Source organism: Streptomyces sp. NPDC055400 (assembly GCF_053644375.1).
This window is the reverse complement of record NZ_JBSHLM010000001.1, coordinates 387,985-412,043: the sequence shown is the minus strand read 5'-3', so window position 1 is coordinate 412,043 and position 24,059 is coordinate 387,985. Positions and strand designations below refer to the sequence as shown.

Below are 24,059 nucleotides of genomic sequence, written 5' to 3'. Positions count from 1 at the left end.
CATGAGCCGATTCTGACGCGATACGCCGTCACCCGCCCGGTATGCGCACGGAGGCCGATGCGCCTAGCGTGGCCCGCATGGGCAAGTCGAACGGTGCGGCCGTGGAGCTGGAGGCGGGGGAGCGGACGGTACGCCTGTCCAGCCCGGACCGGGTCATGTTCCCCGAGCCCGGCTACACCAAGCTCGACCTCGCCCGCTACTTCCTCTCCGTCGGCCCCGGCATCCTGCGCGCCCTGCGCGACCGCCCCACCACCCTCCAGCGCTATCCCGAGGGCCTGGACGGCGAGTCCTTCTACCAGAAGCGCGCCGCCAAGAACCTGCCCGACTGGATCCCCACCGGCACCATCACCTTCCCCAGCGGGCGCCACGCGGACGAGATGTGCCCCACCGAGATCGCCGCCGTGATCTGGGCGGCCCAGTACGGCACCCTCACCTTTCACCCCTGGCCCGTCCGGCGCGCGCACCCCGACCACCCCGACGAGCTGCGCATCGACCTCGACCCGCAGCCGGGCACCGACTACACCGACGCCGTGCGCGCCGCCCACGAGCTGCGCTCCGTCCTCCATGACTTCGGCGGTCTGCGCGGCTGGCCCAAGACGTCCGGCGGCCGCGGCATGCACGTCTTCGTGCCGATCGCCCCGCACTGGACGTTCGTCGAGGTGCGCCGCGCGGCCATCGCGTGCGGCCGCGAGCTGGAGCGCCGTATGCCCGACCGCGCCACCACGGCCTGGTGGAAGGAGGAGCGCGGCGAGCGCATCTTCGTCGACTTCAACCAGACCGCACGCGACCGCACCATCGCCTCCGCCTACTCGGTACGGCCACGGCCGAACGCCCCCGTCTCCGCGCCGCTGCGCTGGGACGAGGTCGACGACGCGCGCCCGGCCGACTTCGACATCGGGTCGATGCCGGCCCGCTACGCCGAAGTCGGCGACGTCCACGAGGACATGGACGAGCACGCCTTCCGGCTCGACGCGCTCCTCGAACTCGCCGACCGGGACGAACGGGACCGCGGCCTGGGCGACATGCCGTACCCGCCCGAGTACCCGAAGATGCCGGGCGAGCCCAAGCGGGTACAGCCGAGCCGGGCCAGACACGAGGACTGACCCGGCTCGACTCCCTTACAGGTGAGGCGTGTTACGGCTACTGCTGGTTACAGCTCCTTGATCCGGATGTCGCGGTACGAGATGACGTCCGTCGTGCTGTGGACCTGGAGCCCGACATAGCCGGAGGAGAACCGCCGGCCGTCCGTGCCCGGGTCGTCCGAGCGCGGCGGCTCGAAGACCTGCCCGCCGGTGTTGTCGAACTCGTTGATCAGGACGCCGTTGCGCAGGACGGAGAAGTGCTGGCCGACCACACGGATCTCGTAGTCGTTCCACGTGCCCTTCTGGGTGACGCCCGCACCCGCGAGACCCACGCGGTCGAAGCCGTAGATCGAACCGGTCTTGTACATGTCGCCGTCAGGCTTGTCGAGCACCTGCACCTCGTGCCCGTACTTGATGGCGACCCACTCCGGCCTCGACTCCTCCGGGTTGTCGTGGACCCATGGGAAGCGCACGAAGACACCGCCGTTGGCGTTGCCCGTGCCCGGCGCGTCGTCCCGCCACTGGAGCTTCAGCGAGAAGTCGCCGTACTTGCGCTGCGGGAACCACAGCATGCCCATGCCCGCCACCGTGGTGCTGGAGGTGATCGAGCCGTCCTCGTTCAGGCCGAACTTGCCGCCGCCGACCTGCTCCCACTTGGCGAGCGAGTCCTGCGTGCCGTCGAAGATCTTGCGGTAGCCCTCGGTCTGGCCGGGCTTGCCGATCCCCGACTGCTTGGCGGCGCGGTTGATCTTGTTGTACTCGCGCTGGTCGATCACGCCTTCCGTGAGGAGCTTGTCGGTGACGGTCTTGACGTGCTTGAGGAAGAGGGCCTGCGAGGTCCACTCCCGCTCGTCCTCGATCAGCTCGTTGATCCGGCACCGGTTGTTGGTCACCCGGTTCGGGATGCCCGTGTCGACCGTGCCCACGCTTACCGTCAATCGCTCGTCGAATTCGGGGCAGTCGGGCGCCGGGACGCCACCACCCTCCACGACCGTGAACGACACCGTCTTCGCCGCCGACGTGTTGCCGGCCTTGTCGCTCGCCCGGTACGCGACCGTGTGCGCGCCCGTCCGGTCCACAAGGACCGGCGCGGTGTAGGCGAGGTAGGGGCCCGCGTCGAGCGAGTACTCGACCTTGTCGACGCCCGATCCGGCGTCCGTCGCGGTGACCGTCACCTTGGCGCTCTTGATGTACGCGCCGTTGGAGTCCTTGTCGCCGTCGACCTTCGCCGACACCTCGGGCGGCGTCTTGTCCTCCGCCGGCGGCGCGACCACCGTGAAGGTGACCGACTTCTCGGCGGCCTGGTTCCCCGCCTTGTCCGCGGCCCGGTAGCGCACGGTGTGCGCGCCCGCCTCGTGCACCATCACCGGCGAGGTGTACGGCTGCCACGCGCCGTCCGAACCCACCGCGTATTCAATGGTGTTGACGCCGGAACCGGTGTCGGATGCCGTCACCGTGACCGTCGCCATCGACACGTACTCGCCCTGGGCGTTCTTCTCGCCGCTCACCGTCGCCGAGGTCTCCGGTGGCGTCTTGTCGTCGGTCGGCGGGGCGACCACCGTGAAGTCCACGGACTTCTCGGCCGCCACGTTCCCCGCCTTGTCGGACGCCCGGTAGCGGATCTTGTGCGTGCCGACCTGGTCGACGACCACCGCGGTCGTGTACGGCTGCCACGCGCCGTCCGCGCCCACCGCGTACTCGACCTTGTCGACGCCCGAGCCCGCGTCCGTCGCGCTCACGCTGACCGACGCCGAACCGACGTACTCGCCCTGGGCGTTCTTCTGCCCGTCGACCTTCGCCGAGGTCTCCGGAGCGGTCGTGTCCGCGCCGCCGCCCTCGGTCACGACGAGGATGCCCTGCATGGCCCCGTGGCCGGGGATCGTGCAGTGGTAGAGGTAGCGGCCGGGGGTCAGGGTGACCTCCGCCGTGTGCCGGCCGCCCTGGTCGTCGTTCGGGTTGGCCAGGATGTTCAGCGGCACGTCGTTGTTGTACTCGGGGTCCGACACGTCGAACGTCAGCGTGTGCGGCATGCCCATCGTGTTGCCGGTCGCCGCGCTGTTCTCGAAGACGATCGTCGTCGGGCCCGCGACCGCCGTCGTCGGCGCCGAGGCGTACTTGGTGATGTCGTCGCTGCCGGTCCAGGTGAGGACCTGCTGCGCGGCCACGGGCGCCTCCTGCCCGAACGCGACTGGGGAGCCGAGCCCGAGCATCATGAGCAGGGCGGCGAACAGCGCCGTCCGCAGTCTTCGTCTGCCGTGCATGGATCAACCTTTCCTGGCCAGGTCGTCGGCCGCCGGAGTCGCCTCGCCGCCCGTGTACGTCACCTTCCACAGGGCCGACTTGGCGTCCGAGGTGAAGAAGCCGCGGCCGTAGTCGAGGACGTAGAGCGCGCCGTCGGGGCCGAACTTCCAGTCCATGAGGTTTTTGATGCCGTCGTTGCCGACCGGCACGATCTTCTTCAGGTTGTCGGCGTGCACCGGGAGCCCGCCGTCGCCGGCCGTCTTCGGGTCGGTGATCACCGCGTGCCGCGGCTGCGTGGCGTCGTAGAAGTCACCGACGAACCACTTGCCGTCCCAGTAGCTCGGCCATTTGTCGGCGTTCGGGATGGAGGCGTCGTAGCGGTACACCGGACCGTCCATCGCGGCCTGGCCGCCACCCTTCAGCCACGGCAGGAGGTACTTGGCCTCCTCCTTCTTGTACGAGGGGATGCCGCCTGCGTCGCGCGGGTAGTCGGGCGCCCCGCCCTGCGGCGAGTACCAGATGTTGTTGCCGGTGACCGGCGGGATGTTGACCAGGCCGTCGTTGTTCGGCGACTCGTTCTTCGGGTGGTCGCAGTCGTACCAGCCGAGCGGCTTCGTCGGGTCCGGCAGATTGCGGTCACGGTAGGGCTGCTTGTTGCCCATGCAGTACGGCCAGCCGCGGTTGGACGCCTTGGTGATGACGGCGAACGTGTCGTACTTCGCCGGACCCCAGGTCGTCGACGGTTCACCGGCGTCCGGGCCGACCCAGCCCGCGTACAGCGTGTCGGTCTTCTTGTCGACGGAGATGCGCGCGGGGTTGCGGACGCCCATCACATAGATCTCGCCGCGCGTCTTCCCGCCGCCCTCGGCCGTCTCCTTGCCGGTGAAGAGGTTCCCCTCCGGCAGGGTGTACGTGCCGTCGGCCTCCGGGTGGATGCGCAGGATCTTGCCGTTGAGGTTGTTGGTGTTGCCGGCGGTGCGGCGCGCGTCGGCGAACGAGACGCCCTTGTAGTTGGGCTCGGGGTTGTTGCCCGAGTAACCGTCGCTGAACCGGCTGGAGTTGTTGTCACCGGTCGCGATGTACAGATTGCCCTTGGAGTCCCAGGCCATCCCGCCGCCCGCGTGGCAGCAACTGTGGATCTGCACCGGCCACTTGAGCAGCACCTTCTCGCTGCCCATGTCCAGCTTGTTCGTCGCCAGGTCGAGCGTGAAGCGCGAGACCCGGCGCTCGGCCATCTGCTTGTCGCGGTCGATCTGCGAGTGCGGCGTGTAGTGCAGGTACACCCAGCCGTTCTGCTCGAACTTCGGGTCGAGCTCGATGCCGAGCAGACCCTCCTCGACCTTGACGAGTTCGTCGCCGCCGCCCTTGTTGCCGAAGACGGTCAGTGCCCCGGCCTGGGTGACCTTCTTGGTCTTCGGGTCGTAGACGTGGATCTCGCCCTTGCCCTTGCCGACGTCGGGGTTGTTCCAGTCGGTGATCACCGGCTGCGAGGAGTCGGCGCCGCCGCGGCCGATGTAGAGGACGCGCCCGTCGGGCGCGGTGACCAGGCCGTGCGGCTCGCCGATCTGGTCGTTCTGGCCCGCCTGGTTGGGCTGGGTGAGGCGCTCCGCCTTGTAGTTGGAGTCGATCGCGGCCTTGCAGTCGGCGCGCACGATGCGGCTCGTCCACAGCAGGGCGCCGCGCAGATGCGACTGGAAGTCCACCTCGTCGTAGCTGGAGACCGTGCCGCCCATGCCCGTGTAGAAGGAGCGACCGCCGTCGTAGTCGCGGCACCAGGACACCGGGTGGTCCGCGCCGTTGGCGCTCGCGCCCGGCTGGTACGTCGACTCGCGGACCCGGGCCACGGTGTGCACCGAGCCGGACGGGTTCTTCACCCAGTTCAGCCACTGGTCGGGCCGCTTCCACTGCACGGGAAGGTCCTTGGTGGCCGGATGCTGGCGGTCACCGACCTCGACAGTGGCCCGCTGGACGTTCGCCGGGCTGGAGTCGGCCGGACGCGCGCCGATCAGGCCGGTGAACCAGTCCGAGTACGGCTCGGCGCGGGCCGCGTCGTGGATGCCGACGAACCCGCCGCCGGCCTCCATGAACGACTCGAGCCCCGCCTCCTGGTCCGGGTCGAGCACATCGCCGCCGCCGGTCAGGAAGACGACCGCGTTGAAACGGCCCAGCTTGGTGGCGTCGGTGAACACGGACGCGTCGTCCGTCGCCGTGATCTTGAAGCGCTGGGCGGCGGGGCCGCTCTGGCCGATCTTCTCGATGGCCGCGATTCCCGCGTTCACCACCGGTGACTCGTCGCCGCCCGCGGCGGAGCCGTAGTACACCAGGACGCGCACGTTCGCCCCGCCGGGAGGCGACGGCAAGGACATCGTTGTCACGGATGGTTCGGGCCCCGGGCGCGCGCTGGCGGCGGGCCCGGTGAGGAGTCCGGCGGCGACCGCCCCGGACGCCAGGACCGCGGCGACGGCGCGGCGTCGTCTGCGTCTGTCTCTGTCCAACCCTCTTACGTCCAAGGGTTTTTGATGCGGCGTGGACCGCATGAGTTCACCCACCCCTCGTCGGTCACAGGTACGGCGCGGATGAAGCTAGACCTCTTTTCGCGGCTCGCCAATAGGTATGGCCGCAGTGGCGCGAACTTTGTCCTGAGTGTGGATAAACGAAGATCACCCGGTTACCGTCTCTCTGGTCGTCACGCGAGGCCCTGGTGGCACGTCCGCATAAGTCCCGTACGAAAGTGGGGAGTTCGGCATGGACAGACGCAGCTTCAACCGGCGGGTGCTGATGGGCGGGGCCGCCGCCGCGACGACGGCGACATCGTTGTCACTCATCGCGGCGACGGATGCAGCCCCCGCGGACGGCCCGGTGCGCACGGCCCCGGCCGGCGGTGAGGTCAAGCACATCAAGATGTACGCCGAGAAGCTCGCGGACGGGCAGATGGGCTACGGGTTCGAGAAGGGCAAGGCGTCCGTACCCGGTCCTCTGATCGAGCTCAACGAGGGCGACACCCTGCACATCGAGTTCGAGAACACGATGGACGTGGCGGCCAGCCTGCACGTCCACGGCCTCGACTACGAGGTCTCCAGCGACGGCACCAAACTCAACAAGAGCGACGTCGAACCCGGCGGCAAGCGCACCTACACCTGGCGCACGCACGTCCCCGGCCGGCGCAAGGACGGCACGTGGCGCGCGGGCAGCGCGGGGTACTGGCACTACCACGACCACGTCGTCGGCACGGAACACGGCACCGGCGGCATCCGCAAGGGCCTGTACGGGCCGGTCGTCGTCCGGCGCAAGGGCGACGTCCTGCCGGACACCACGTTCACGATCGTCTTCAACGACATGACCATCAACAACAAGCCGGCGCACGAAGGCCCCGACTTCGAAGCCACGGTGGGCGATCGCGTCGAGATCGTCATGATCACGCACGGCGAGTACTACCACACCTTCCACATGCACGGTCATCGCTGGGCGGACAACCGCACGGGCATGCTGACCGGCCCGGACGACCCGAGCCAGGTCGTCGACAACAAGATCGTCGGCCCCGCGGACTCGTTCGGCTTCCAGATCATCGCGGGAGAGGGGGTCGGGGCGGGCGCCTGGATGTACCACTGCCATGTCCAGAGTCACTCCGACATGGGGATGGTGGGGCTCTTCCTGGTCAAGAAGGAGGACGGCACGATCCCGGGCTACGAGCCGCACCACTAGGTAGGCACAGCGCGCCGTGCCTACGGGTCCTGGCGGCGCTCCCCGGGCGGCAGCAGCAGCACCTCCAGGGCGCGGGCGCAGGTCCGTGCCCGGTCGAGGAACCACTCGGTGCGCCCGTCCGTGATCAGCTCGGGCGTCGCCCGGACCGCGAGGGCGAACCGGGCGTGCCCCGCACGGTCGAGAACCGGCACGGCCAGGGTGCGCACGCCGTGCGCCGACTCGCCGTCGTTGAGCGCGTACGCGTCCCGCCGCACGCGCTCCAACTCATCCGTCAGCGCCGCCGGTTCGACGATCGTGCGGTCCGTGAAGGCGCGCAGCGGTGGCAGCGAGGCGAGGTCCGACTCCCCGGGCCGCCCCCAGGCGAGCAGCACCTTGCCCAGCGCCGTGGAGTGCAGCGGCCGGCGCAGGCCGACCTTCGGCGTGACCGAGCCGCCCGCCACGATCACGGCGTGCGGACCGCTGCGCAACGCCAGATCCGCGGTCGCGCCGGTGCGCTCGGCCAGATCGGCCAGTTCCGGAGCGGCGAGGTGCAGCCCGCGCTGGTGGTAGGAAAGCCGCCCGAGCTCCGTCACGGCCGGGCCGAGCCGGTAGCGCGACGTGCGGAAGTCCTGCTCGAGGAAGCCCGCGCCCAGGAGGGTGCGGGCGAGACGGTGCGCGGTGGAGACGGGCAGGGTGAGGCGGCGCGCCAGGTCGGATGCGCTGAGGTCGGGCCCGTTGTCGTGGAAGCAGTGCAGGACGTCGAGAGCGCGCTGCACTGCCTGCGCGCCGCCGGGGGTGCGGGGCGCGGTGGGGGCGGTCACGGTGGGGGCTCCCTACGGGTCGTACGGGCAGGTGATCGGGCTCTGGATTCCCACATTACGGCAGCATCGACGGGCCTGAATGGCGGCTGGGACGAACCCAAATGACCATCTGAAACACTGCGTTCACGCTCGTTCCCACATGATGGGAAGCAGCTTGCCGGTCCGGCCGGCGGCGTGCCACTGTGCACCCGTCACCACCGCGCCACGAGCGCGGACCGCACGAACGCAGAGGGGAGCAGCGCCATGACCGGTCGCCTTCGCCGCGCCGCCGCGCTCGCCCCGCCCCTGGTCGCGTCCCTGTTCACGCTGCGCCGGCACATCGACCTGGCGCGCGTCTCCAGCGCCGCCTGTCGCTGACACCACAGACCCTCACCGGCAGGACCGCGAGCCTGCCTCCCCGCGCGGCACCCGCATGCTGCCGCGGCCCGCGCTCGCACTCCCCGCCGCCCCCATGCCTCTCCACCCCGGGAACCCGCCATGACGCATGCCCACGCCCGGACGACGACCGCCACGACCGCCGTCCCGGACACCCTCTGGTTCACCCGCTGTCCCGTGCCCACCGCGACCGGTATCGCCGCCGACCAGCAATGGCTCACCGCCGAGTTCGCGCCGGACGGCATCGCCGTACGGTCCCTTCAGGACGCCGACCGGGATGTCGACCGCCGCACGCACTACACGCACGCGCTGCCCGGCCTCTTCCGCGAGGGCGGCAACGTCCCGGCCCTGTGGGCCCGTTCGCGCGGCGAGGAGACGCGGCTCGTCGGCCTCACCTGGATCGAGGAGCGCCAGACGATCCTGGTCGCGCCCGGCTCGGGCATCAGGGGCGCCGCCGCGCTGCGGGGCCTGCGCCTCGCCGCGCCCCGCCACCGCATCGCCATCGACTTCTGGCGGGCGATGGCCCTGCGCGGCTTCGAGGGCGCGCTCGCCTCGGCGGGGCTCGGCCTCGACGACGCCACCCTCGTGGACGTACCCGCCGAGGGGCACACCGGACAGTGGGCCGCGGAGCTCGCCGCCCTCCAGCGTGGCGACGTCGACGCCGTCTACGTCAAGGGCGCGCTCTCCGTCGAGGCGGCCCGCCGCATCGGAGCCGAAATCGCCCTGGAACTGGACGAGTTGCCCGACCGCACGCACCGCGTGAACAACGGCACACCGCGGCCCATCACCGTCCACCGCCGTCTCCTCGACGACCACCCGGACCTCGTCGACCGCTTCCTCGCCGTGCTCCTGCGCGCCGCCGACTGGGCCGCGGACCGGCCCGACGACGTGGCCCGCATCCTCGGTGCCGAGACCGGCGCGGGCGCCGAGGGCGTTGCCGGCGCCTATCGCTCCGACACCCACCGCACCCTGCACCCCGACCTCTCCGAGGACCGCCTCGCCCTGCTCGCCCAGCAGTCGGCGGCCCTGCACGCCCACGGCTTCCTGCCCGAGCCCGTCGACGTGCGGGACTGGGCCGACCCCGCTCCGCTGCACCGTGCCCGCCTCCTCCGCCCCACCCCGGCCGCCTCCCACCGGCCCGCCCTCTAAGGATCCCGTCATGCGTATCCCGAAGACCCTGACCGCACTTGCCGCACTCGCCGCGCTCACGGCCGTCGCCGGCTGCGGTACGTCCGAGGCGGACTCCGGTTCCGGTGCCGCGGCCGAGGTCACCGTCCGCATCCCCGACCCCGGGAACTCCGGAGTCCTCGCCCTCGGCAAGAAGGACGGCTCTCTCGCCAAGGCGCTCGCCACGGTGCACGCCAAGGTCGAATGGACGGGCAGCGCCGGCCCGTTCGCTCCCGCGGCCCAGGCGATGAACGCGAACCAGCTCGACATCGCGACCGGCTCGATCACCTCAGGCATCACCTCGCTCGCCCAGACCCCCGGCTTCAAGTTCTTCACCGCGACGGCCCCCGACCCGGTCGGCGAGGGCATCCTCGCCAAGAAGGGCTCCGGGATCGAGAACATCGAGGACCTCGTCGGCAAGAGGGTCGCCGTCAACCAGGGCGGCACCGGCGAGTACCTGCTCCTCAAGGCCCTGGCCGACCACCACATCCCGGCCGGCAAGGTCGAGCGCGTCTACCTCCGCCCCGACCAGACCGCCGCTGTCTTCAACACCGGCAAGGTCGACGCCTGGGCGGTCTGGTCGACGTACGCGGTGGCCGAACTCGGCAGCGGGAAGGCGGAGTTCATCGCCGACGGCAAGGAGATCGGCTCCGACAACTACAGCCTGAACGCCGTCCGTACGGGCTTCGCCGACGAGCACCCCGAGGTCGTGAAGGCGCTCTACGCCTACCTCCACGAGGGCAGCGTCAAGGAGAAGAAGGATCCGGCCGCCTATCTGAACGTGAACACCGACGCCGGCCCGCAGGCCGTCACCGGTGAGTCCCGGCGCATCCAGACCGGGTTCACCGCCGAGGGCGGCACCGTCGAGCCGATCACCGACGCCGACATCAAGCGCTTCGAGGAGGTCGCCCGGTTCTACGCCGATCAGAAGGTGACCAAGACGAAGGTCGATGTCGCGGCGCACCTCATCGATGTGGAGAAGCTGTCGTGACGCTCACCGACCGGCGGGCGCGGGGCACGGAACAGGCGGCGCCGCACGGTCTCGTCACCCCGCGCCCGCCGTCCGGCCGGCCCCGTCCCCGCGCCTACTCCGTCACCGTCAGGGCCCTCGGGCCTGTCGTCCTCCTCGTTTTGTGGTGGGTGGCGTCCGCGACGGGCCTGCTGACTCCCGACGTCCTAGCCTCACCACCCCAAGTCGTCGATGCGGTCGGCGAGTTGTGGGGCAACGGCCAGCTGCCCGACGCGCTCACGACCTCCCTCACCCGCTCCGGACTCGGCCTCGCCCTCGGGCTCGTCACCGGCCTCACCCTCGGCATCACGACCGGCTTCACGCGGCTGGGGGACGAGCTCCTCGACTCCTCCCTGCAGACCCTGCGCACCATCCCGTTCCTGTCCCTCGTGCCGCTGTTCATGGTCTGGTTCGGCATCAACGAGACCGCGAAGATCCTCCTCATCGCCGTCGCCACCACCTTCCCCATGTACGTCTCCACGTCCAGCGGCGTCCGCAACACCGACCGCAAGCTCGTCGAGGCCATGCGCAGCTTCGGCATGAGCAGGCTCGGCATCGTCAGGGAGGTCGTCCTGCCCGGCGCCCTGCCGTCGCTGCTCGCGGGCCTGCGCCTGTCGATGACCCTCAGCGTCATCGCGCTCATCGCCGCCGAGGAGATCAACGCCACGGCCGGCATCGGCTACCTCATGTCCCAGGCGCAGAGCTACGCGCGCACCGACATCCTGGCCGTCTGCATCCTCGTCTACGGCCTGCTCGGCCTGATCGCCGACGGGGTCGTACGGCTCCTCGAACGCGGACTCATGCCGTGGCGCCGCGCCGTACAGGGGGCCGCCCGATGAGCACAGCGGTCAGCATCACCGGCCTGCGCCGCGCCTTCGGTGACCGCGCCGTCCTCGACGGGCTCGATCTCACCATCGGCCGGGGCGAGTTCGTCGCCCTGCTCGGTGCCAGCGGCAGCGGCAAGACGACACTCCTGCGCATCCTCGGCGCGCTCGACGGGGCCGACGGGGGAGAAGTCCTCGTCCCGGAGGCCCGCACGATCGTCTTCCAGGAACCACGCCTCGTACCGTCCAAGAAGGTCCTCGCCAACGTGACGGTCGCGCTGCCGCGCGGGCAGTCCGCGCGCGGACTCAAGGCCCTGTCGGAGGTCGGCCTCGAAAGCCACGCGGACGCCTGGCCCGCCACGCTCTCCGGCGGCGAGGCCCAGCGCGTCGCGCTCGCCCGGGCCCTCGTGCGCGAACCCGAACTCCTCCTCCTGGACGAGCCGTTCGCCGCACTCGACGCCCTGACCCGCCTCAGGATGCAGGACCTGGTCGGCGAGCTCTGCCGCGCGCACCGGCCGGCCGTCCTCCTCGTCACCCACGACGTCGACGAGGCCGTACGCCTCGCGGACCGCGTCTGCGTCCTGCGCGACGGGCGCCTCGTCACCGACGAACCCGTCGGCGTCGACCACCCCCGCGAACCCGGGGACCCCGCCTTCGCCGCCCTCCGCAGGCGCCTCCTCGCCGATCTCGGCGTCCACAGCCGCACCCCCGCAGAATCCGGAGTGATCTGAATGACCGTCATCATCGGTGTCCACAACAGCAATCCGTCGCTCTACTACCTCTCGCGCCTGGACTTCGCGCAGCAGGAGCTGGCCGCCGTCGGCGAGAGCGCCGTCTTCCACTCCTACGTCAACGGCGTCCGCACCGGCGAACTGCTGACCCAGGGCGTCATCGACTTCGGCGGCACCGGGTCGACCCCGCCCGTCACGGCCCAGGCCGCCGGCCACGACATCGTCTACACGGCCGTCTCGGCGCCTCGCCCCGACCACGGCGCGCTCCTCGTCCGGGAGGACAGCCCGGTCCGCACGGTCGCCGACCTCAAGGGCGGCACCGTCCACCTCGCCATCGGCTCGTGGCAGACCCACCTCATAGCCAAGGCCCTGGACGACGCGGGACTCTCGTACGCCTCCGACATCACCCCGGTCCGCGGCGGCGAGAACAGCGGGGAGCTGCTGCGCTCAGGCGAGATCACCGCCTGGGTCGCGCAAGGCGCCCAGCTCGCCGCCGCCCTGCGCACCGGAGGTGTCCGTGTCGTCGTCCGCACCGGCGAGGTCATCTCCGACCGTTCCGTCTTCTTCACCCGCCGCGACCTGGCCGAGCAGCGCCCCGAGGTGATCGACGCCCTGACCCGCGCACTTCAGCGCGCCGACGACTGGGCGAAGGAGAACCCGCGCGAGGCCGCCGAGATCGCCGCCGAGCACCAGGGCGGCACCGCCGACGACTGGGAGACCGCACTGCGCGCGCTGCCGTGGCGCATCGAGGCGGTCACGGACGAGTTCCTCGCCGAGCAGCAGCAGGGCGCGGACATCTTCCACCGCACCGGCTTCATCGAGCGCCCCGTCACGGTCGCCCACGCCGTGGCGCGAAAGGCGGCCTGAACGCCATGGCCGCCGCACCCGAAGTCCTCTGGTACATCATCCCGCGCGAGGGCGCCTACCCCTGGGAGCCGGAAGGCCGCAGGCAGGTCGACCTCGGCTACCTCAGCGGGCTCGCAGGAACCGTCGAACGCCTCGGCTTCTCCGGCGCGTTGCTGGCCACGGACCTGTACGACGTCTGGCCCCTGGGCAGCGCGCTCGCGGCCTCGACAAGCACCGCGTTCAAACCGCTCCTCGCGGTCCACCCCGGCCTGATCTCGCCGACGCTCCTCGCGAAGATGGCACTGAGCTTCGACACGCTCTTCGGCGGCCGTCTGCGCTTCAACGTCGTCAACGGCTCCACGAAGTCCCTCCAGGAGTACGGCCTCCACGTCGAGCACGACGAGCGCTACGAACTGAGCGCCGAGTACTGGTCGATCGTGAAGCGCCTCACCGCCGGCGAGATCTTCGACCACAAGGGCCGCTTCTACGACCTCAAGGACGCCGGCGCCTCCTTCCGTGACCTGAAGCCCGTCCAGGACCCGCACGTCCCGCTGTGGTTCGGCGGCTCGTCCGCGCCGGGCATCGAGATGGCCGCCGAACACGTCGACGTCTACCTCACCTGGGGCGAACCTCCCCACCTGCTCAAGGAGAAGCTCGACCGCGTCCGCGAGCGCGCCGCCGCCCACGGCCGCACCCTGCGCATCGGCCTGCGTCTCCACCTCATCGTCCGCGACACGGAGGACGGGGCATGGGCCGCCGCCGACCGGCTCCTCGACGTGACCTCCGAGGCCACGTACCGGCGGCAGCTCGGCGAGCGCGCGGGCGAGGACGGGGTCGGCTGGCAGCGGCAGTTCCGCCAGCACGGCGGCCGTGTCCCGGCCAGGGCGCGCGAGCTGGAGACCCATCCGAACCTCTGGCCCGGCATGAGCCTGTTCCGTCCGGGACCCGGCACGGCGGTCGTCGGATCGGCGGCCCAAGTCGTCGAACGCCTCAAGGAGTACCAGGACCTGGGCGTCGACACGTTCATCCTGTCGGGTAACCCGCTCCTGGAGGAGGCGTACCGGGTGGCCGAGACGGTCCTGCCGGCGTTGGGGGTGGTGAGGGGGTAGTGCGAAGGGCCTACCGAGGAGTACATCGCGGGTGTACACCTCCAGGGACGGCGGGGATCACTGCGTAGCCCCAACCACCCACACCTGGAGCCGAGTTGAGCAAGGACAGTGAGTACGACTACGTCATCGTCGGGGCCGGGTCGGCCGGCTGTGTGCTGGCCGCGCGGCTGTCGGAGGATCCGGCCGTGCGCGTCGCGCTCGTCGAGTCGGGCCCGCGCGACCGCAAACCCGAGATCCGTATCCCGGCGGCGTTCCCGAAGCTGTTCCGGACGCCGTACGACTGGGACTACTCGACGTCGAAGCAGTCCGCGCTCGACGGCCGCGAGCTGTACTGGCCGCGCGGCCACACGCTCGGCGGCTCCTCCTCGATGAACGCCATGATGTGGGTGCGCGGCCACCGGGACGACTACGACGCGTGGGGCGAGGCGGCCGGCGAGGGGTGGTCGTACGAGCAGTTCGCGCGCTACTTCCAGCGCGCCGAACGCTGGGCGGGCACCCGGCGGGCCGACTCGCCGCACGGCACCCTGGGCCCGCTCTGGATCTCCCCGCCGCGTGACCCGAACGTGACGACGTCGGCGTTCCTCGACGCCTGCCGCGCCGCCGGTCTGCGTGAGCTGACGGAGCTGAACCACGAGGACCACGGCGGCTTCGCGCTCACCCCGCTCAACCAGCGCCGCGGCCGACGGTGGAGCGCGGCCGACGGCTATCTGAAACCGGCCGCGCGCCGGCCCAACCTGCACATCCACACCGACGCCCGGGTCACGCGCCTCGACTTCGACGGGACCCGCGTGGCCGGCGTCGTCGCCGAGGGGGTCCCCGGCATCCTGCGCGCCCGCCGCGAGGTGATCCTCAGTGCGGGCGCCATCGGTTCACCGCAGCTGCTCCAGCAGGCGGGCGTCGGTGACCCCGGGCAGCTCGCCGAGGCGGGGATCGACGTCCGCGTCGCGTCCCCCGACGTGGGCCGTCACCTCCAGGACCATCTCTCCTTCGCCGTCACGATGCGCTGCCCCCGGCCCGTCACCCTCACCGGCGCGGACTCCCTCACCAATGTGGGCCGCTTCCTCCTCGCCGGGCGCGGACCGCTCACGTCGAACGTCGGCGAGGCGGTCGCCTTCATCAGGACCCGCCCCGAACTGGCCTCCCCCGACATCGAGTTGATCTATGCTCCCGTGCCGTTCGTCAACCATGGGCTCACCCCGCCCGTCGAGCACGGCATCACGATCGGCGTCGTCCTGCTCCAGCCCGCGAGCGAGGGCCGCATCACCCCGGGCGGGGCGGACCCCTCGGCGCGGCCGCTGATCGACCCCGGCTATCTCGCCCGTGACGAGGACCTGCGCACGCTGATGGCCGGAGTGCGCCGCGCCGAGGAACTCCTCGCGGCCGAGCCGCTCGCCCCGTACACCGACGGGCCCCTCGCTCCCTACCCGGGGGCCGTCGGCGACGAGGAGCTGGCGCAGGTGATCCGCTCGGGTGCCGAGACTCTCTACCACCCGGTCGGCACCTGCCGCATGGGCGCCGACGAGGGCTCGGTGACCGACCCGCGCCTGCGGGTCAGGGGAGTGGAGGCCCTGCGCGTCGTCGACGCCTCGGTGATGCCGCGCATCACCCGCGGTCACACCCACGCCCCGACCGTCGCCCTCGCGGAGAAGGCGGCAGAGCTCATCCGCGAGGACGCCGGGGCGTGAGCCGTCCGGGACCTACGATCCGACGCTGACCGTGAAGCGCCGCGGGTTGCCGTCGTGCGCCGCGCCGGACACGTCCGGCTGCCCGTCGGGGCGCACGTCGTCGTACGGGAAGGCGTACCCGATGGGCGAGTTGGCGTGCACGACCCGTGACCAGTGGTTGGTGACGTCACCCTGGTAGTAGTCGGCCGTCGTGGTGCCGTTCGGCTGCTCCGGGTGGGTCAGCATGATGCTGCGGTTGAACCCGGCGGCGAGACGGGCGAGGAGGCCCTTCTTGTCGTCGGGGTCGCCGGGGTTGTTGGCGAACGGGCCGTGGTTGCAGGTGAAGATGTCCTTCGAGGCGGGCTTGGGGAAGCTGTGCCCCCCGTTGAAGGTGAGGGTGTCGCCGCTGACGCGACCGGTGAACACGCCCCGGCCGCCCTGGAGGTCGATCTTCAGGTCCGTCGTGCGGTACTTCTCCCAGACCTGGTCGGCATAGCTGTCCCAGACGTCCCGGAACGGCATCTCGTCGGGGCGGTCGAAGTACGGGGCCATCAGGTTCTGCGGCGAGATGACGCGCAGGACCTTGCCGTCGCCTCCGCGGATGACGAGCTTGTCCCAGGGCTGCCCGTCCTTGGCGGTCTGGGCCGCGAGATCCGCGGCGATCCTGTCCACCGCGCCGTCCGGGAGGGGCGCGACGGTGTGCGTGGCGTCGCCCTCCAGGGTCAGGCCGATGGGAAGGGCCGTCACCAGGTCGACGTAGCTGATGTTCGCGTACAACTGGTCCGAGTTGAAGGTGAATTCACAGAACGACCAGGTCTTCCCGTAGTTCGCGTCGGTTGAGGTCGCGAAGGCCGGCTCGACGAGTGCGGGACCCGGGTTGAGGAAGAAGTCGAGCGTGGTGTCGCGTACGAAGTAGACGCGGGCGCCGTACATCTGAGGGAGCGTCAGGATCTTCGGCGCCGAACCCGCCGCGCCCAGCGGGATGGCGCAGTCGACGGGCAGCGGAGTCTGCGGGGCTGACGGCGAGTCGGGGTGATAGACCCCGCCGTCGGGCTTGAGCAGCACCCAGCGGTCGGTGCCCTGCTCGTGGCCCGTGACGTAGGCACGCACGGTGCCGGGCAACGACTTGTTCTGCAGGGCGAGTTCGCAGGTGGCGGGTGCTGCCTTGGCGTCCGGGCTGAGGGCGCTGCCCCAGACCGGGTAGGTGAGTGCGGTGGCGGCCGTGGCGGCGCCGGTCAGGAACAGTCTGCGCGATATCACGGAGGACTCCTGAGATGTGGGGGAGCCCCACTGTTGCGAGTGCGGCGCGACGGGTCAAGACTTGTGACGGGGAGCGCTCCCATTTCTGTGGACCGTTCAACTCTTGGCGATGGCCTGGTGATGCCGGGCGCCGGCTGTGTGGCGGCACGGTCGAGGCTGGTGGGCGGCTCATCGGCGGCTCATCGGCGGCTCGGCGCCGGTCCGGAGCGGCGACGGTGCGTGGTGACGGCGCGTGGAACGGCCATTGTCAGTGCGCGGTGCCAGACTCGGTGAGGCAGACAACGGGACCCCTGCAAGGGGGGCACCCTCAACGAGGAGGGCACCATGCTCACCACCCGTTTCGTCGACGGCTCGCCGAACTGGCTGGATCTCGGAACCCCGGATCTCGACGCCGCCGTTTCCTTCTACAGCGGGCTCTTCGACTGGCAGTTCCAGTCGGGCGGCCCCGAGGTCGGCGGTTACGGCCTGTTCCAGCTGGACGGCAAGACCGTCGCCGGCGGCATGACCGTCACGCCCGACCAGGCGCCGCCGTCCTGGACCGTCTATTTCCAGACGCAGGACGCGGATGCGACGGTGAAGGCCGCCGAGCAGGCCGGCGGATCCGCGCCCTTCCGGCCCATGGACGTGACGGACCTGGGCCGCATGGCGATCATCGCCGATCCCGCCGGGGCGACGTTCGGCCTGTGGCAGCCCGGTCGGAACAAGGGCCTGGGTCTCGCCACGGAGGACGGCTCGCTCAACTGGATCGAGCTGTACACCCCGGATGTCGCGGTGGCGAAGGACTTCTACGGCTCGGTGCTCGGCTGGGGCACGTTCGACGTGCCGTTCCCCGGAGGCATCTATGTGACGGTGAATCCGGCGGGGACGGGCGAGGACGACATGTTCGGCGGGATGGTCACGCTGGGCGACGACCCGGCGGAGTCCGACATCGGGGCGCACTGGTCGCCGTACTTCCATGTGCCGGACGTCGACGCGATCGCCGCCCGGGCGCAGGAGCTCGGCGGTAAGGTGCGCCTCGCGCCCACGAACCTGCCGGGCGTCGGCCGCATCGCCAAGCTCACCGACCGGCAGGGCGCCCGCTTCGCGGTGATCAAGGGAGACCCGAACCAGACCTGAGCCGGGTCCGGGCATGGCCCGCGGGGGCCGGGCGGGCTCAGGCCGAATCCGCCCGGCGCGCCGCGTTGATCAGTCGTTGATCGTCTGTTTTTCGCCACGCGGCACGATCAGTGGCATGTACTCGAACCACACGCTGCGCCCCGTCACGAGCGCTCCCGGGGCCCCCGCCTCCGCGCGGCAGGCCATGAACCCGCAGGGCGCGGCAGTGTCCGTCCCCTCCTGGCAGGACGCGGCGCTGTGTGCCCAGACGGGCGCCGACTTCTTCTTTCCCGAGCCCGGCAGCTCGGTACGCGAGGCGAAGAGCATCTGCGGCCGGTGCGAGATGCGCTCCGCCTGCCTGGAGTACGCGCTCGCCAACGACGAGCGCTTCGGCGTCTGGGGAGGTCTCTCCGAGAAGGAGCGCCACCAGCTGCGCCGCGGCTGAACCAGCCGCGGCGCTCGGTGTGCGGGGCCTGCCGCGCGGGGCTCAGCCCGCGGCGCGGGCCGCCATGCGGGCCTTGCGGGCGGCGAGCTTCTCGTCGAACTTGGAGGCCTCGCTGTCCAGGCCGCCCATGTACAGACCGAGCTCCTCCTGGGCCTTGAGACCCTCCGGGCCGAGCCCGTCGATGTCCAGGACCTTCAGGAAGCGCAGCACGGGCTGGATCACGTCGTCGTGGTGGATGCGCATGTTGTAGATCTCGCCGATGGCCATCTGGGCGGCGGCGCGCTCGAAGCCGGGCATGCCGTGTCCGGGCATCCGGAAGTTGACGACGACGTCGCGCACGGCCTGCATCGTGAGGTCGGGGGCGAGCTCGAAGGCCGCGCCGAGCAGGTTCCGGTAGAAGACCATGTGCAGGTTCTCGTCGGTGGCGATGCGTGCCAGCATGCGGTCGCAGACCGGGTCGCCCGACTGGTGGCCGGTGTTGCGGTGCGAGACGCGGGTCGCGAGCTCCTGGAAGGCGACGTACGCGACCGAGTGCAGCATCGAGTGCCGGTTGTCCGACTCGAAGCCCTCGGCCATGTGCGCCATGCGGAACTGCTCGAGCTGGTCCGGGTCGACGGCGCGCGAGGCCAGCAGGTAGTCGCGCATCACGATGCCGTGGCGGCCCTCCTCGGCGGTCCAGCGGTGCACCCAGGTGCCCCAGGCGCCGTCGCGGCCGAAGAGGGAGGCGATCTCGTGGTGGTAGCTGGGGAGGTTGTCCTCGGTCAGCAGGTTGACGACGAGCGCGATCCGGCCGATCTCGGTGACCTTGGACTGGTCCTTCGCCCAGGCCTCGCCGTCCTCGAAGAAGCCGGGGAAGTTACGGGCGTCGGCCCACGGCACGTACTCGTGCGGCATCCAGTCCTTGGCCACCTTGAGGTGCCGGTTCAGTTCCTTCTCGACCACTTCCTCCAACGCGTACAGCAGCTGGGCGTCCGTCCAGGTGGAGGACGAGCTGCCGAGGTGGGGAGAGGTGATGGTCACGAGGGCTCCAGGGGGGACGGGAGTAGTGCGAGGAGTCGAATCGCAGGCACGAGCGGTTGTACCTACGGTGTCGTAGGTTACGTTGCCGTAGGTTAAACCCTCTGTAAAGGGCCCCCTGGAACCGGCCCCTCCGGTCGCAGGGGCCTCTATGGCTTCATTGCGCCTCAGGAGTGCAGCTCCCGGAGCCTGACTGAGAGGCACGTCACACAGCCCTCGAGCTTTTCGAACTCGCCGATGTCCACCAGAACCGGCTCCAGGCCGAGATCCGCGTACAGCTCCGCCGTCCTCGGCGCGCTCGCCGCCATCAGGAGCTTCCCGCCGCCGAGGAGCACCACATGGGCGCCGGCCTCTTCCGGGACGGGCAGGAAGCGCGGGAAGAGGGACGGCACGTCCACCATCGGCTCGTGCCCGACGACCGTGCCGTCGGGCAGGGCCGTCACCGCCGACTTCAGATGCAGCACCTTGCTGACCGGTACGGCGACGACCTGCGCCCCGAGCGGCTCGAACACGGCCCGCAGCTGCCGCACGCCGTCCGCGTTCGTGCGCCCGCCACGGCCCACGTAGATCGTGTCGCCGACCTTGAGGACGTCGCCGCCGTCGAGGGTGCCGGGTTCCCGCACCCGGTTCACGGAGCAGCCGAGCCGGGCCACGGCCTCCTCGACGCCGGCCGTCTCCGCACGCCGGGACGCGGCGCCGGGCCGGGCGATCAGCGCGACGTTGCGGTACATGACGACCGCGTCCTCGACGAAGACCGCGTCGGGGCACTCGTCGGCGGCTCCGACCTCGACCGTCTCCCAGCCGTGCTCCCCGAGCGCCGCGACGTAGGCCTCCCACTGCGTGAGCGCCAGCTCCGGATCGACGGGCGTGCGCTCGACGTGTGTGACGAGCCCGTCCGCGAGGCGGGGTCCGGGGCGGCGGATCAAGGCCTTCTGGCTGGGCACGGGCGGCTCTCCTCGGGACTGGACGGCTCGTGGGCGGGTTCATGGTCCGGCGCGCACATCATGCACAGCCCGGCGCCGGTGACGGAATCCCCGCGCCCCGTTTCGGCCCGCCCGCCCGACGCGGCAGCTACCCGCCGTATCCGGCCTCCCCCTTCGTGACGTCCCGCAGCCGGCCTCCCTCCATGAGCAGAGTCCGCGTGACCCCGATGGACTTCAGGAACGGCAGGTCGTGGCTGGCCACGAGCAGCGCGCCCTCGTAGGACTCCAGCGCCGTGGTCAGCTGCCGGACGCTCGCCAGGTCGAGGTTGTTCGTCGGTTCGTCGAGCATCAGCAGCTGGGGTGCCGGCTCGGCGAGCATCAGCGCCGCGAGGGTCGCCCTGAACCGCTCGCCGCCCGAGAGGGTCGCCGCCGGCTGATCGGCCCGTGCCCCCTTGAACAGGAAGTGGGCGAGCCGTGCCCTGACGCGGTTGTTCGTCACTCCGGGAGCGAGCCGCGCCACGTTCTCGGCGACGGTCAGGTCCTCGTCGAGCACGTCGAGCCGCTGCGGCAGGAACCGCAGCGGAACATGCGCGACCACCTCGCCCGCGACGGGTTCGAGATCCCCGGCGATCGTGCGCAGGAGCGTGGTCTTGCCCGAACCGTTGCGCCCCACGAGCGCGATCCGCTCAGGTCCGCGCACCTCGAACTCGCCCTCCACACGCGCCCCGTAGGCCATCCTCAGCCCGCACAGAGTGAACACGGAACGGCCGGGCGGCACCGCCGTGTGCGGCAGATCGACGCGGATCTCGTCGTCGTCGCGCACGGCCTCCACCGCCTCGTCGAGCCGCTCCTTCGCCTCGGCGAGCCGGCCCTCGTGCAGTTGGCGGTGCTTGCCCGCCGAGACCTGGGCCTGCCGCTTGCGCTGGGCCATGATCGCCTTCGGCTCGCGCTTGGTGTCCCACATCTTCTGTCCGTAGCGCTTGCGCCGGGCCAACTTGACCTGGGCGTCCGCCAGTTCGCGCCTCTGCTTCTTCAGGTCGGCGTCGGCGACCCGCAGCATCCGCTCCGCCGCCTCCTGCTCGGTCGCGAGCGCCTCCTCGTACGCCGAGAGATTCCCGCCGAAGCGAACGAGGCCACCCGCACGCAGATCGGCGATCTGGTCGACCCGTTCGAGGAGTTCACGGTCGTGGCTGACCACGACCATGACGCCCGGCCACGCCTCGACGGCCGCGTACAGGTGTCTGCGGGCGGCCAGATCGAGGTTGTTCGTCGGCTCGTCGAGCAGCAGGACGTCGGGGCGGCGCAGGAGCAGCGCGGCGAGGCGGATCAGTACGGACTCGCCTCCCGAGAGTTCGCCGACGGTGCGGTCGAGACCGATGCGGCCGAGACCGAGCCCGTCGAGGGTCGCGAGGGCGCGCTCCTCGACGTCCCAGTCGTCGCCGACCGCGGCGAAGTGCTCGTCGCGCACGTCGCCCGCCTCGATGGCGTGCAGCGCGGCGCGGGCACCGGCGATGCCGAGGGCCTCGTCGACGCGCAGCGAGGTTTCGAGGGTGACGTTCTGCGGCAGACAGCCGATCTCGCCCGCCACCTTCACGGCGCCGTCCGCCGGGGTGAGTTCTCCGGAGATCAGCTTCAACAGCGTTGATTTTCCCGCGCCGTTGAGGCCGATGAGCCCGGTCCTGCCGGGTCCGAACGCGGCCTGGAGACCGTCGAAGACCCGGGTGCCGTCGGGCCAGGCGTAGGTGAGGGAGGTGCAGGTGATGGAGGTGGGTGAGGTAGACATACGGCCTCGCGGTCGCTCGGTGGGAACGGTGGGCAGCGCATGGGGACACCGCGGACGACCACAGCCGGAAGCAGCGAGAGCGCACAGGGTGCGAAGGACAGTCCTGTGCCGGATTCAGGCGGGAGGACGGCTCGGTCATCCGAGGTCGCACACGCAGGACACGTGGCGCACCGGTGGGGTGCGGCCGCGTGACGCGGTGTCCGAGAACCTCAGAAGAGCAACGTCCTACTCCGATCGACGACAACAGGATCAACGGGAACGCTGTCCACCGTACGAAGGTGGCTGTGGGCCGTCAACGAAATATCGTGAGCCCTCACGCCCTCGCCCCTACCCCGCAGGAGGAGACCCCCGTGCCCCACGGCTCGCTCTCGCTGCCCGCCCGGCTCCTGCTGCTGGGTTTCGACACGGAGAAAGGCAGGGTCTCCGGCGCCCCCGACATCGAGCTCGCCGTCCGCGCCGCAGCCCTCGTCGAACTGGCCCGGCGTCGCATCATCAGCGACGTGGACGGCGTCGTCACCCCGGTGTTCGACGCTCGTACCGGCGACCCCGTTCTCGACGAACTGATGGAGCTGGCCGAGGAGTCGAGGCCGCGCACCTGGCGCGCCTGGATCGGCTACCGCGCCCGCGCCACCCTTGACACCCTGCGCCGCCAACTCGCCTCCGAGGGCTATCTGTCGGCCGAGCGCAAGCGCGTCCTCGGGATCTTCCCCGTGACCCGCTACGGCCTGGAGCGCGCCGGCTACGTCGAGGTGCTGCGGGCCGAGGTGCTCGGCGCGCTGGAGGGGGCCGAGCCGGTCGGCCGGGTGGACGAGGACGACGCGGTACTCGCGGTGCTCGCCGCCACGGGCAAGCTGAGCCGGCTGATCCCCGGCAAGGCCAGGCGCACACACAAGGACCGCCTCGACCACCTCACCGCTCGCGCCGGCGGCATCTCCCCCGAACTGCGGCAGAGCCTGCGCGACATCCGTGCCGCGCTCGCGGAGGCCGTCAAGGCGGCGGAGGCGTCGCGGGCCTCGGCGGGCGGGGGCGGCGGGGGCTGAACAGCGGGTGCGCGGGGTTGAGCGTGGGTCACACGTACGTGTCGGATTCCTGCCAGCTGCACGCGGGGGCCGGATGCTTGGCTGTACGGCATGACGAACCGTACGCACCTCAATGACCAGGCCCTGGCCTTCCGTTCGTGGCATGTCGCCGGCCGCCCGCTCGTCCTGCCCAACGCCTGGGACGTCGCGAGTGCCCGCATCGTCGCGGACGCCGGAGCCGTCGCCGTCGCCACCACCAGCGCCGGACTGTCCTGGGACCTCGGCGCGGCGGACGGGGACCGGCTCGGCAGGGACGAGGCGCTCGACGCCGTCGCGCGGATCGCCGCCGCCGTGGACGTGCCGGTGACGGCGGACATCGAGAGCGGATACGCCGACGCGGCCCAGGACGTCGCCCTCACCGTGCGCGCCGTGCTCGACGCCGGAGCGGTCGGCGTCAACATCGAGGACGCCTGGCACGGCGGGAGCGCGCCGCTGCGGCCCGTCGAGGCGCAGGCGGAGCGGATCGCGGTGGCCCGTGCCGCGGCGGACGCGGAGGGCGTGGCGCTGTTCGTGAACGCGCGTATCGACACGTATCTGATGGGTCCGGGGGAGCCGCAGGAGTGGCTCGCGGCGACGCTGGAGCGGGCCGCGGCCTACCTCGCGGCGGGTGCTGACGGGATCTTCGTGCCCGGGGCCGTCGACCCGGTGACCGTGAAGGCGCTCGTCGCCGGTGTCGAGGGGCCGCTCAACGTGATGGCCGGGCCCGGGGCGCCGTCCGTGGCCGAGTTCGCCGCGCTCGGGGTCGCCCGGATCAGCGTCGGCGCGGGCATCGCGCAGGCCGCGCACGCCCTCGTCCGCAGGGCGGCCCGGGAGCTGCTCAACCAGGGAACGTACGAGAGTCTGACCGGCGGGCTCGAGTACGGAGAGCTCAACGCCCTGCTCGGTGACGGGAGTTGAGCCCGGTGGA

General features: G+C 71.0%; 21 protein-coding genes. 14 read left to right on the top strand and 7 right to left on the bottom strand.

The features are described 5' to 3' along the window. The first annotated feature begins 77 nt into the window (after positions 1-77). Positions 78-1,103 (top strand): non-homologous end-joining DNA ligase, encoded by a 1,026-nt coding sequence (gene ligD, locus ACWIGU_RS01750; RefSeq protein ID WP_454396335.1) that lies wholly within the window; start codon positions 78-80, stop codon positions 1,101-1,103. A 47-nt stretch (positions 1,104-1,150) separates the two neighbouring features. On the opposite strand, the gene ACWIGU_RS01745 is transcribed toward ligD, so the two are convergent. Next, positions 1,151-3,343, bottom strand: coding sequence for an OmpL47-type beta-barrel domain-containing protein (locus tag ACWIGU_RS01745; RefSeq protein WP_454396333.1), 2,193 nt, complete (start codon positions 3,341-3,343; stop codon positions 1,151-1,153). Between the two features lie 3 nt (positions 3,344-3,346). Beyond that, positions 3,347-5,773 carry a ThuA domain-containing protein gene (locus tag ACWIGU_RS01740; RefSeq protein ID WP_454397234.1) on the bottom strand — a complete coding sequence of 809 codons (2,427 nt, stop codon included), beginning with the start codon at positions 5,771-5,773 and terminating at the stop codon, positions 3,347-3,349. Between the two features lie 295 nt (positions 5,774-6,068). Between ACWIGU_RS01740 and ACWIGU_RS01735 the strand changes: the two genes are divergently transcribed. Beyond that, positions 6,069-7,025, top strand: a complete 957-nt coding sequence (locus ACWIGU_RS01735) for a multicopper oxidase domain-containing protein (protein WP_454396331.1) — start codon at positions 6,069-6,071, stop codon at positions 7,023-7,025. Between the two features lie 20 nt (positions 7,026-7,045). Here ACWIGU_RS01735 and ACWIGU_RS01730 read toward each other — a convergent pair whose 3' ends face one another. Continuing rightward, a complete protein-coding gene (locus tag ACWIGU_RS01730; RefSeq protein ID WP_454396329.1) occupies positions 7,046-7,825 on the bottom strand; it encodes an IclR family transcriptional regulator in 780 nt (259 codons plus the stop codon). Between the two features lie 243 nt (positions 7,826-8,068). Here ACWIGU_RS01730 and ACWIGU_RS01725 point away from each other — a divergent pair, with 243 nt between their 5' ends. The 8 genes from ACWIGU_RS01725 (at position 8,069) to ACWIGU_RS01690 (ending at position 15,571) form a co-directional block, all read left to right on the top strand. Next, positions 8,069-8,182, top strand: coding sequence for a putative leader peptide (locus ACWIGU_RS01725; RefSeq protein ID WP_454396327.1), 114 nt, complete (start codon positions 8,069-8,071; stop codon positions 8,180-8,182). A 120-nt stretch (positions 8,183-8,302) separates the two neighbouring features. Further along, on the top strand, positions 8,303-9,349 hold the full coding sequence (locus ACWIGU_RS01720) for an ABC transporter substrate-binding protein (RefSeq protein WP_454396325.1): 1,047 nt from the start codon (positions 8,303-8,305) through the stop codon (positions 9,347-9,349). Positions 9,350-9,359: 10 nt separating this feature from the next. Continuing rightward, the gene (locus ACWIGU_RS01715; protein ID WP_454396323.1) at positions 9,360-10,358 is read left to right on the top strand and encodes an NrtA/SsuA/CpmA family ABC transporter substrate-binding protein; all 999 of its coding nucleotides are present in this window, start codon (positions 9,360-9,362) and stop codon (positions 10,356-10,358) included. Next, positions 10,355-11,215, top strand: coding sequence for an ABC transporter permease (locus ACWIGU_RS01710; RefSeq protein ID WP_454396321.1), 861 nt, complete (start codon positions 10,355-10,357; stop codon positions 11,213-11,215). The genes ACWIGU_RS01715 and ACWIGU_RS01710 overlap by 4 nt, the downstream gene beginning before the upstream one ends. Then, positions 11,212-11,931, top strand: coding sequence for an ABC transporter ATP-binding protein (locus tag ACWIGU_RS01705; RefSeq protein WP_454396319.1), 720 nt, complete (start codon positions 11,212-11,214; stop codon positions 11,929-11,931). The genes ACWIGU_RS01710 and ACWIGU_RS01705 overlap by 4 nt, the downstream gene beginning before the upstream one ends. After that, positions 11,932-12,798 carry an ABC transporter substrate-binding protein gene (locus tag ACWIGU_RS01700; protein ID WP_454396317.1) on the top strand — a complete coding sequence of 289 codons (867 nt, stop codon included), beginning with the start codon at positions 11,932-11,934 and terminating at the stop codon, positions 12,796-12,798. A gap of 5 nt (positions 12,799-12,803) precedes the next feature. Then, complete coding sequence (locus tag ACWIGU_RS01695) at positions 12,804-13,886, top strand: LLM class flavin-dependent oxidoreductase (RefSeq protein WP_454396315.1); 1,083 nt, start codon at positions 12,804-12,806, stop codon at positions 13,884-13,886. A gap of 95 nt (positions 13,887-13,981) precedes the next feature. After that, complete coding sequence (locus ACWIGU_RS01690) at positions 13,982-15,571, top strand: GMC family oxidoreductase (RefSeq protein WP_454396313.1); 1,590 nt, start codon at positions 13,982-13,984, stop codon at positions 15,569-15,571. Between the two features lie 12 nt (positions 15,572-15,583). Here the strand turns inward: ACWIGU_RS01690 and ACWIGU_RS01685 are convergent, their stop codons facing one another. Further along, entirely contained in the window at positions 15,584-16,810 is a 1,227-nt protein-coding gene (locus ACWIGU_RS01685; RefSeq protein ID WP_454396311.1) for a glycoside hydrolase family 64 protein, read from the bottom strand. Between the two features lie 324 nt (positions 16,811-17,134). Here ACWIGU_RS01685 and ACWIGU_RS01680 point away from each other — a divergent pair, with 324 nt between their 5' ends. Beyond that, positions 17,135-17,926: a VOC family protein gene (locus ACWIGU_RS01680; RefSeq protein WP_454396309.1), complete on the top strand. Its 792-nt coding sequence runs from the start codon at positions 17,135-17,137 to the stop codon at positions 17,924-17,926. Positions 17,927-18,110: 184 nt separating this feature from the next. Next, complete coding sequence (locus ACWIGU_RS01675) at positions 18,111-18,350, top strand: WhiB family transcriptional regulator (protein WP_454397232.1); 240 nt, start codon at positions 18,111-18,113, stop codon at positions 18,348-18,350. Between the two features lie 42 nt (positions 18,351-18,392). Here the strand turns inward: ACWIGU_RS01675 and ACWIGU_RS01670 are convergent, their stop codons facing one another. From ACWIGU_RS01670 to ACWIGU_RS01660, 3 genes are all read right to left on the bottom strand, one after another. Then, a complete protein-coding gene (locus ACWIGU_RS01670) occupies positions 18,393-19,370 on the bottom strand; it encodes an acyl-ACP desaturase (RefSeq protein ID WP_362901818.1) in 978 nt (325 codons plus the stop codon). A 164-nt stretch (positions 19,371-19,534) separates the two neighbouring features. Continuing rightward, positions 19,535-20,311, bottom strand: coding sequence for a dimethylargininase (ddaH, locus tag ACWIGU_RS01665; protein WP_454396307.1), 777 nt, complete (start codon positions 20,309-20,311; stop codon positions 19,535-19,537). Between the two features lie 127 nt (positions 20,312-20,438). Further along, the gene (locus ACWIGU_RS01660) at positions 20,439-22,073 is read right to left on the bottom strand and encodes an ABC-F family ATP-binding cassette domain-containing protein (protein ID WP_454396305.1); all 1,635 of its coding nucleotides are present in this window, start codon (positions 22,071-22,073) and stop codon (positions 20,439-20,441) included. 305 nt (positions 22,074-22,378) lie between these two features. Here ACWIGU_RS01660 and ACWIGU_RS01655 point away from each other — a divergent pair, with 305 nt between their 5' ends. Beyond that, positions 22,379-23,113 (top strand): GOLPH3/VPS74 family protein, encoded by a 735-nt coding sequence (locus tag ACWIGU_RS01655; protein ID WP_454396303.1) that lies wholly within the window; start codon positions 22,379-22,381, stop codon positions 23,111-23,113. Between the two features lie 90 nt (positions 23,114-23,203). Continuing rightward, a complete protein-coding gene (locus ACWIGU_RS01650; protein ID WP_454396301.1) occupies positions 23,204-24,049 on the top strand; it encodes an isocitrate lyase/PEP mutase family protein in 846 nt (281 codons plus the stop codon). Positions 24,050-24,059 lie beyond the last annotated feature (10 nt).

Bases quoted from the DNA above. Each gene is read 5' to 3' on its own strand.
- ligD (WP_454396335.1), top strand. From the start codon at position 78: ATGGGCAAGTCGAACGGTGCGGCCGTGGAGCTGGAGGCGGGGGAGCGG.
- ACWIGU_RS01745 (WP_454396333.1), bottom strand. From the start codon at position 3,343: ATGCACGGCAGACGAAGACTGCGGACGGCGCTGTTCGCCGCCCTGCTC.
- ACWIGU_RS01735 (WP_454396331.1), top strand. From the start codon at position 6,069: ATGGACAGACGCAGCTTCAACCGGCGGGTGCTGATGGGCGGGGCCGCC.
- ACWIGU_RS01725 (WP_454396327.1), top strand. From the start codon at position 8,069: ATGACCGGTCGCCTTCGCCGCGCCGCCGCGCTCGCCCCGCCCCTGGTC.
- ACWIGU_RS01720 (WP_454396325.1), top strand. From the start codon at position 8,303: ATGACGCATGCCCACGCCCGGACGACGACCGCCACGACCGCCGTCCCG.
- ACWIGU_RS01715 (WP_454396323.1), top strand. From the start codon at position 9,360: ATGCGTATCCCGAAGACCCTGACCGCACTTGCCGCACTCGCCGCGCTC.
- ACWIGU_RS01705 (WP_454396319.1), top strand. From the start codon at position 11,212: ATGAGCACAGCGGTCAGCATCACCGGCCTGCGCCGCGCCTTCGGTGAC.
- ACWIGU_RS01700 (WP_454396317.1), top strand. From the start codon at position 11,932: ATGACCGTCATCATCGGTGTCCACAACAGCAATCCGTCGCTCTACTAC.
- ACWIGU_RS01695 (WP_454396315.1), top strand. From the start codon at position 12,804: ATGGCCGCCGCACCCGAAGTCCTCTGGTACATCATCCCGCGCGAGGGC.
- ACWIGU_RS01680 (WP_454396309.1), top strand. From the start codon at position 17,135: ATGCTCACCACCCGTTTCGTCGACGGCTCGCCGAACTGGCTGGATCTC.
- ACWIGU_RS01675 (WP_454397232.1), top strand. From the start codon at position 18,111: ATGAACCCGCAGGGCGCGGCAGTGTCCGTCCCCTCCTGGCAGGACGCG.
- ACWIGU_RS01660 (WP_454396305.1), bottom strand. From the start codon at position 22,073: ATGTCTACCTCACCCACCTCCATCACCTGCACCTCCCTCACCTACGCC.
- ACWIGU_RS01650 (WP_454396301.1), top strand. From the start codon at position 23,204: ATGACGAACCGTACGCACCTCAATGACCAGGCCCTGGCCTTCCGTTCG.